4 protein-coding genes are annotated in these 9,478 nt (G+C 55.4%); all 4 read left to right on the top strand.

Annotated features, from left to right (window positions below; genetic code table 11):
- Nucleotides 1–5,103: hypothetical protein (locus C0623_08035; protein PLY00123.1), on the top strand; the 5,103-nt coding region annotated here is incomplete at its 5' end.
- 229 nt (nucleotides 5,104–5,332) lie between these two features.
- Nucleotides 5,333–7,270, top strand: a complete 1,938-nt coding sequence (locus C0623_08030; GenBank protein PLY00122.1) for a hypothetical protein — start codon at nucleotides 5,333–5,335, stop codon at nucleotides 7,268–7,270.
- 34 nt (nucleotides 7,271–7,304) lie between these two features.
- Nucleotides 7,305–9,242: a hypothetical protein gene (locus C0623_08025; protein ID PLY00121.1), complete on the top strand. Its 1,938-nt coding sequence runs from the start codon at nucleotides 7,305–7,307 to the stop codon at nucleotides 9,240–9,242.
- Nucleotides 9,239–9,478: a hypothetical protein gene (locus tag C0623_08020; GenBank protein PLY00120.1), complete on the top strand. Its 240-nt coding sequence runs from the start codon at nucleotides 9,239–9,241 to the stop codon at nucleotides 9,476–9,478. Before C0623_08025 ends, C0623_08020 begins: the two co-directional genes overlap by 4 nt.

Below are 9,478 nucleotides of genomic sequence, written 5' to 3'. Positions count from 1 at the left end.
GTTCTTTACAACGACAACACCGACCCGGTTGCCTGTTCCGGTATTGACACGAGCGGTTGGAACGGCGGGGTTAAGGATATCACTGTTGATGCCGATGATTGTGGAGGGGCGATGACTCAGGCGGTGGATACCTTTACCTGGAATTCCTGTTCCTTGACAGCTCCCGGAGTGCCGACAGTCTCCAATATCACAGCGACCTCGGTCGATCTGACCTGGACGGCCGCCACCGGTGATACGGTCACCAGTTACCTGGTCAACGGTGTCGATGTGGGCAATGTCCTGACGACCACCGTCAGCTCCTTGTCGGGCAATACGGGCTATACCTTCAATGTTGCCGCCCAGAGTGCCACATGTACCGGACCGACCAGCAGTGTCAGCACTGCGACCCTGCCGGCGGCTCCGACCGGTGTAACCGCTTCCAACCCGACCACCAGCGGTATGGCTGTCAGCTGGACCGGCGTGTCTGGCACCGAGACGGTGACCTATGCCATCTCCGGCGGCGCGACGGTGGCCAATGCCACCAGCCCGGAGGCGATATCCGGCCTCAGCCCGAATACCACGTACCAGTTCAACGTGACCGCGACCAACAGCAGCGGCAGCGGCGCGGCCTCGAGTGCCAGCGCACCTCTTTACACCCTGGCCGTGGCACCGAGCGCGCCGACGGTGAATAACGCAACGGGGAACACTCTGGACGTGATCATCGGCGCCGACAGCAACCCGGCGGCCACCGAATACGCCATCCGCATCAACGGCGGTTCATTTACCAACCAGTACGTCCAGGGCGACGGCAGTGTCGGCGCCACCGAAGCCTGGTTGACTCCGGGCGCCTGGGGTGCCAAGACCGTCACCGGTCTGGCTCTCGGCACCAACTACAGTTTCGACGTCAAGGCGCGTAATGGCGGTAGCGTCGAAACCGCCTTCAGTACTGCGACGGCACTGAGCACCCAGAACGCCATCAACGAGACCACCGGTGCCAGCGTGGCGGCGACCGTTGGCGATAGCAAGATTTCAGTTACGGCAAACTACACTGGCGACTTCCCGACCGACAACAACGACGCCATCGTCGAATGGGAACTTTGCAGCGGCGCCTGCGACGGCAGCACCTTTAGCAACAGCAGCGGTCTGCTCGGCAACGATCCGACCGGTCCCTACACCTATGAAATCACCGGCCTGACCAACTTCTCGACCTACCAGGTTCGTATCACCCTCGTCGACCCCGACGGCACCATCCCGGGTACCGGCTGGGCGGCCGCCGGTTCCGATATCGAGTATGTTGTCACCGACCTGGCGCCGACCGATCCGATGATTCATAATGCCGCCTCGACCGGCTCCACCAAGTGGGGCGGCACCTGGGGTCTGCCGGGCGGCCAGTACGGGCAGTTTACCTGCGAGACCTGTCATACCGACACGACCACCAATATCAAGCGAATCAAGGGGACGATCACGGCTCCGAGCGGCAGCTTCCCGGGCAGTACGGTCACCTTTACCTCTGCGGTTGATGGCAGTTCAGATTTCGGTGATATCAATGCCGCACACAGTACCTCTGAAGGGGTTTGCGAGGTCTGTCACACCTACGATGCGACCCAGGCCAACGGCGTCAAGCATCATGGTTTCGATATGAGCGGCGCTTCGGCTGCTGATCGGGATCACTTTAACCAGCTCGACTGCCTGTCCTGTCATAATCACAAGGCCGGATTCCTGCCGACTTCGTGTGATTCCTGTCACGGCGACCCGCCGATCACCAACGACACCGACGGCAGCACCAATACCGGCCTGACTCATACTGATGTCACCGGCAGTGCCACAGTCGGAGCCCATGACGCCCACGTCAACACCCTCGGTTTCAACGACTGCAACACCTGCCACAACGGCTACATCATGCCGAACGGCGGCGATATCGATATCAACTTTAACGTCGACTTCAGCGCCAATGGCTCCGGTACGTCCAACACCGGCAGCTACGTCGGTCAGAACGGTGTCAGCTACAACGGCACCGTACAGGCCGCAGCGGACAGCCTGACCTGCGACACGGTCTACTGTCACGGCGGTTCCATCGGCGGCACCAACCCGACCTGGGACGGCACCGTCGCCTGCGGCGACTGCCATGGTGCGACCACCGGCACACCTCCGACGAGTGTCAGCCACGCCACCCATGTCGGCAGCCTCGGCCTGGATTGCTCGGTCTGCCACGGATCAGGCTACACCGCTGGTACCGTCGCCCCGGCCGACCACGTCGACGGCACTGTATTCTACGACGTTACCAGTGTTCCGAACACTGGATCAGCAGCGACCTACAACGGCCAGGTTAGTGCTTCCCTGGCAACCTTGGCACCGGCCAACACCGACGCCAGCTGCGCCAACGTCAGCTGCCACTTCGGCACCACCCCGAACTGGGATACGGCCAATTCGACCGACTGCGCCTCCTGCCACAACAACGGCGCCGGCGAGCCGTGGCCGTCATCCGGTGCCCACGATGCCCATTTCACGGCGCTTAATGTTTCCTTGTCGGCTTCGGTTGACAACGAGGCGACGGTGCGCGCCGAGTGCAATATCTGTCACAACGGCACTGCCGCTACCCATGCCGACACAAATAAGGATGTCGCTTTCGGCGCCACCTATGACGACCAGTCCGCCGGCGCCCCCGGTATTGCCGGTGGCCAGTGCTCGAATATCAGCTGTCACGGTGGCCAGACCACCCCGGCCTGGAGTACCGGCAGTATTAACGTCGGAACCGCCTGCACGAGTTGTCACAAGCTCGAAGATCCGGCCACCGAGTACAACAGCGCCTCGACGGGGATGCACGCCATCACCACTGGTATCTCGAGTAAGAACCATGGTGCTGATTACAACTGCTCGGCCTGCCACTCGGCCCCGCCATCTAATCACTTCGCCGGGCTCGATACCACGGCGATGGACACGGTCGATAACATGGTCGGTGGCATCACCATCGGCGCCACCCCGGATCAGACGACCTGCGCCATGACCTGTCACCTCGAAAAAACGACGGCCGGTCGCAGTGCCAATACCGCCTGGGCCCGCCTGAACGACAAGGCCAAGGCGTCGAGCGGCTCGTGCGATACCTGCCACGGTGTATTCAACAGCTTTGTCAGCGGCTTCTCACCGAGTCATGTTGTGGCCGGGTTGACCGATACCGCCAACCACGGGGTCTGCAAGACCTGCCACGGTTTCACCGAAGGGGATTCCGATGCCAGCTACAGCACCACCTGGGGAACCGGCAACCACGGTAACGCCAGCATCACCATGAATGGCCCAGATAGCACTCCTGGACCAGCTGCGGGTGCCGGCTATGCTGATGATACCTGGAATTGTACCAATACTTGCCACAGCCTTACCGGGGCAGAAACCGAAGCCAATGCCCGCGCCCTGGCCGATTCTGGCTGGCCGGTCGAGTATGGTGATTTCGGCGCCGGCAGCTGCGATGGCTGTCACGGCCCCGGCGGCAGTGGTCCGACCGTGGTCTGGCCGTCGGCCAACTCGGGATTTGCCGGTGATCAGTATGGTGCCCACCTGCGCTGGACCGCTGGAGAAACCCTGACGTCAGCAGGTGGCAATAATGGCGCCAGAAGTTGGAATGACCAGTGCCTGGGTTGCCACGGATTCCACTCTGGCGAAGCACCGCTTATTGCCAATAACGATATCGTCGGAATCAACTACTCTAGCCACAGTGGCATCTACATCGGCGGTACGGCCACAACGGCGACCACCGAAGCCGAGATCTGTTGGGAGTGCCATGACAGTCAGGGTGTCTCGGAGTGGGGCACGGATGATGGTGGTAACAATTTCACCTCCCAGTTTGCCAATAATTATGATTTTGGCAACATGACCGGCGGCGGTTCCAGCTGGTACGGCGAATGGAACAGCGGCGCCGGATTCGGCTACAAGTCGGGTCAGATCCAGTCGACTCATTCGGCATCTTCTGCCGGCAGTTCAGCGCTGGCGACGACCGGATTGAACAATTCCACGGAAAACCGCGATGCGGTTACCAATATCCGCTGTTCCTACTGTCACGATGTCCATAACACTGCCGGTCACAGCTCCAACCCGGCCGGTCAGCTGGCTGGCGATGTCGACGGCAAACCTTACCTGCGCGGCAGCTGGCGCAATAACCCTTATAACGAGGATGGCGCGCCGCAGTCCGGAGCCGACTTTACCGCTGCAAGTGGTGCGTACAATAATGTGCCACGCGCCGTCGCCACGGCCGCTCAGGTGTCAGGCGGCACCGAGGGTGGATACTGGATCGACCAGAATACCGATCATAACGGAGCTGGAAACGACACCAATACGGATGGCTACCTCGACTGGACTCCGACCGAGATGGCGGGTCTCTGTTTCGCTTGCCACATGACCGGTACGGCGGCCATTTCCGATAAAATCAACGATATGGATGAGTTGACGAGCGATACGGCGGCGATCTGGCTCGGGACCAACGGCAACGGGCACGCCAACTCGGTGCTGGGTGGTGATCCGACAACGACAACCAATGAGTTTAACGTATTTGGTGTACGCGGTACCGCTACCGATACGGATAACAACCCACGACAATCTTATGACGGGATTGGGGCCCGTCCTGCGGATACCGGCTCCATAGGCGACGGTTTCCGTTCGCCGAATCCTGAGGGTTTCCCGGATTATTGGGCTTCGCAAACGGGGAATTCTGTACCAAATTGGCCGCAGATCACCGGGGTTGGAACACGACCGAGTGGATACCCGGCTGATCAATGGGGTGTCAACAGGGATGGATCTTTAACACAGGAAAAATATCACCAGTTCAGCTGTTCGAAGTGCCATAATCCGCATGCTTCGCGTCTGCCGAAACTGATGATCACCAACTGTCTCGATACCAAGCATAATACCTGGGACAATCAATATGATCTTAATCCAGCGGAAACATTGGATAACAACGATGCATACACAGGGACCGCTTCTGCCAATCAGAACAAGGCTATTTCCAACTGGAGTAATGCCCAGAACTGTCACCGCCTTGGTGGTATTCAGGCAACCAATGGTAGGTCCGGTTATGATTCAAGGGCAGACGAAGCGGGAGTTGGCGCTGGGTGGAACAATGTGACCCCCTGGGATTAATGGTAAGACATCACTGATTATAAGGAGATCAAAATGAAAACTTATGTGAAACCAAAAGTTGTGGGGAGTAGCAACGTTCATCCCTGCTAAATGCAAACAGCAGCAAGGGCCGAAGAAATCTTCGGCCCTTGTTTTTTGGGGATTTAATATAGTATTTTTGATCCTGGTAGATACGGGTTTAGCAACGCGCTTGGGTTATGTTCTCAATTTAAACTGTCGATAATGTGATATGAAACAACTCTTTAACAAGAAAAACCTGATGGCGATAGGTTTTGGACTGCTTCTTCTGCTTTTCATTGAAGTGGCACTCCGAATGTTTGGAGTCCCCTTGATTTCCGATGAGGATCCGTTTGTCGGTTTTCACGGCAGCGTACCGGTTTTTATCGAACAAACGCCCGGTCATTTTTCCTTGAACCCGGCCAAAGAGGAATACTTCAATCCCCAGAAATACAGGATGCCGAAACCGCAAGGGGGGTTTCGTATTGTTTCTCTCGGGGGGTCGACAACCTATGGCCGGCCTTTTTATAATCAAACTTCTTTTCCTTCCTGGTTGCAAAAACTGCTTTCCCGCTACGGCGCAAATCCACAGATTGAATCGCTGAATCTCGGCGGAATTTCCTATGCCAGTTACCGGGTTCGGCGAGTGCTTGAAGAACTGTTGACCAAAGATCCCGATCTGGTCGTGATCTATTCCGGGCATAACGAGTTTTTGGAAAACCGCACTTTTGCAGACATCCGCGAAGAACCGGAATCTCTGCGTACGATCAGAGGCCTGTTGCACCGTTCGGCTGGATATTCGTTACTGTATCGTTCATTTCAGGATGCCGGGCTGATTTCGCCCCGGAAAGCCATGCTTGGTGAAAACGTCGATGCGACCCTTGAGCAGGTCGGAGGCCCGGAACTCTACCATCGCGACGCCCAATTCCGGGACCGGGTGATTGCCCAGTACCAGCATGAAATCCGCAGGATGGTGCGTCTTTGTCGCGAGTATGAAGTCCCGGTTGTTCTTTGCACGACACCGTCGAACTTGTCCGGGTTGTCGCCATTCAAATCGGAACACCGGGATGACATCAATGCGGAGCAGTTGAGACTTTGGGAGACGTTTTTTGCGCAAGGTGAAAGCGCCCGTTTGGCTGGTCGCTGGGAGGAGGCCTTGAGCTCGTATCGTCAGGCGTTGACGATTGATAGCCAATACGCATTACTTCAGTATCGCCGCGCCCAAGCGCTTGAGGCTTTGGGCCGGTATCCTGAAGCCAGTGCTGCTTACATGCAGGCCAAGGAGCTGGACATCGTTCCGCTTCGGTCGCTTGACCGGTTTAATGATTTTTTGCGCAGGTTTTCAGAAGAAGAAAATATCCCTCTGGCTGATGTTGAGCTCGTTTTTAAACGTATCTCCCCGAACGGTATTCCGGGTGCGAGCCTCTTTGAAGACCATGTGCACCCGAGTATAGAAGGCCAGCAGTTGATCGCCTGGGTTGTTCTCTCGGCCGCGACGAAAGCCAGCATGGTGCCTCTTGATGCCCAGAGATGGCGGTCTTTGATGCCAGAGGCCAAAGAATACCTGGAAAAAGAATATGCAAAGATACCCGAACAATACAGGGTGCTTGGCAAGTGGGGGGTAGGACGCTTGTTCTATTGGGCCGGCAAGTACGATGCGGCCGAGAAGCCCCTCTATGAGGCCTGGCAGGTTATCAAGGATCTGCCGGAAATCCCCGTACAACTCGGGAACCTCGCTTTAAGGCTCAAAGATGCGAGTAAGGCAATCACTTATTTTGATGCTGCCTTGCAAATTGACCCTCAATCAGTCGAAGCATATATGGGCAGGGCGAAAGCCTTCATCAGCCTCGGGAACTATAATTCGGCATTGAAAGTTGTCCAGGAACACAACTGGCCAGAAAAACTCGCGGTTGAGGCTTTGGTTGTCGAAGGGCAGGCCCTGGTTTCCCTTGGTGAGTTTGTTCCCGGCATCACCGTTTTGACAAAGGCGGAACAGTTGGCGCCCGGGCTTGCGAAGGTTCAACTGACTTTGGCCATCGCTTTTGCAAAGGTTGGCCGAAATGATGCTGCGGAAAAAAGTTATCGTCACTACCTGCTGATCGAAGGTTATCGCTCGGCGGATATCGAGAGCGCTGTCTCGGAGTGGAAAAGCCAGATACTGGCTGAATAATGGAAAACACCTGTTTTTGATAGGTTAAATAACGATGCAGCAGGAGAGACAATATTACGTTGGCCGCCAGGCGACTCCAGAAACGGTTCCTATGTTCTGGCATTTCATGTTGATTGCTCTTGCTGTTGGCGCCTTTATAAACAGCTTTCCGGCCGCTTTTCATATTGATGATTTTCTGATTGTAGTTAACAACCCCCTGGTCGCTCGGATTGATTTGCCGGAAATTTTCAGCACTGATTACTGGGGTGTCAATGTTGACAGCGGCCTGTTTCGGCCGCTGACGATACTTTCCTTTGGCCTTGAATCTATTCTGTGGGGCCTTAACGCGAATACAGTACATGCAGTCAATCTTTTACTGCATGTTTTGGTTTCCGTGCTGGTGTTCCTTGTTTTCAAAAGTTTCGATATCGATCGCAAGGTATCATGGCTGGCTGCTGCCCTGTTCGCAGTTCATCCGATTCACACCGAGGTTGTTAACATGGCCGTCGGTCGTGCTGAGCTGCTGGCCGCGCTCGGCGTTCTGGTTGCCCTCTGGGCTTGGCAGCACCCGCGGAAAACAATTGGCTGGCCGGTGATGGCGGTTTTCTGTCTTGTCGGCTTGCTCTCAAAAGAGAACGCGATTGTATTGCTCGGTTGGCTGCCTGTTCTGGTGTTTTATTGTGATCGAAAAGTTCACAGTGATTGGCGAAAAAAAGTCGTGCCTTACGCCTTGCTGTGTGCGGTGACCTTATGCTGGCTGGGTTGGCGTACCTGGGGGGTTGTTCGGGCTTTTCCTGCCGACGGCTACGATCCGGTCTACACGCCTTTGGCTTTTTTGTCGCCCGTGGAACGCATATTGACCGCGTTGAAATTCCAATGGCTTTACCTGCGGAAATTGCTGCTGCCTTACGACTTGCAGGCGATTTATTCCGGAAATGATTTTTTTCAGCCCGTTTCGGGACTGTTTTCTTTCGAGGGGGCAAGTGTCGCCCTTGCGTCCATCTTTTTTCTGGCCGTTGTCGTTTGGCTGTTATTGCGAAGGCACCCGCTCGGGCTCGGCCTGTCACTTTATCTCATTGCAGTTACCCCGGCATCGAACCTTTTTTTCGTCAGCGGGGTGACCTTTGCTGAGCGACTTCTCTACCTTCCATCGATCGGATTTTGTCTTGTTCTTGCAGTCGCTCTCGTGCGTTTGACGGACTCTGTCAAATTGCACTGGCAGTCTGCCGCTTTTGCTGCCTGCCTGGGGGTTTTCCTGGTCACCACCCTGTTTAGCAATGCTGATTACAGCTCTGCTCAATCACTACTGCAAAAGGATCTGCATCGTGATCCTCAGAACATACTGGCATGGATGCTTCTCGCTAATAGCTATGTGTCTGCGAATAAACCGGTGGACGCGGAGAAAGCTTTTCGGAAAATGGTCCTCCTCGACCCCGAGTTTTCTGAAGGCCTTCGAAGCTATGCTGCTTTTCTTCTTTCACAGGCTCGCTATCAAGAGGCGATTCAGGTCGCCTTGCAAGTTACCAGAGATACCAGTAACGTATACCCGACTATTTACCTGGTATTGGGCCAGGCATATGTTGCTGTCGATGATTATTCGAATGCTTTATACTGGTTGAATCAGACTCGCGGGGCGTATGAGGATTATGGCGTTTACTGGGGATACCGTGGGCGTGTACTTGAAGGATTGGGTGACGAGGCGGGTGCGATTTCCAGTTATCGCCGTATGGGCAAAACAGCAAAAGTAGATTTTTTGTTACGATTTGGGACCCTTCTGTTGCAGGATGGACAAGTAGTTGAGGCACGAGAGGTGCTGCTTGAAGTGGTGCAACGGGATCCTCGGTTAGCTTCAGGCTGGAACAGCCTTGGTGTCAGCCATGTTTATGCCGGAGATAACGAGGCAGCCCGGATAGCCTTTAAAATGGCAGTGCAACTGGCCCCAGACAACTTGAAGTATCAGGAAAACCTTGATCGGCTTCTGGTGAAGGAATGACAGAGAAAACTGAACAGCATTGTGCGGCGATTGGAAGCGAACAGCCTGTGTGGAAGAGGTTCTTTGTGAGGCTGGGACATTTCCAGGCTCTGCTTGTTCTTTTTCTGTTGTTTTGGCTGGTGCTTACCCCTTACGCGGTGATCCTGAAATGGTGCGGTTTTCGTTTTTTGCCAAAGAGTGTTTGGCATAAGGCTGATAACAAGATGGACTTGCAGAGTTTGAGGCGAATCTTTTGA

Source organism: Desulfuromonas sp. (assembly GCA_002869615.1).
Classification (GTDB): Bacteria; Desulfobacterota; Desulfuromonadia; order Desulfuromonadales; family UBA2294; genus BM707.
Note: the sequence above shows the minus strand (reverse complement) of the source record. Positions and strands in the feature narration are given on the sequence as shown.

Bases quoted from the DNA above. Each gene is read 5' to 3' on its own strand.
- C0623_08030 (PLY00122.1), top strand. From the start codon at position 5,333: ATGAAACAACTCTTTAACAAGAAAAACCTGATGGCGATAGGTTTTGGA.
- C0623_08025 (PLY00121.1), top strand. From the start codon at position 7,305: ATGCAGCAGGAGAGACAATATTACGTTGGCCGCCAGGCGACTCCAGAA.
- C0623_08020 (PLY00120.1), top strand. From the start codon at position 9,239: ATGACAGAGAAAACTGAACAGCATTGTGCGGCGATTGGAAGCGAACAG.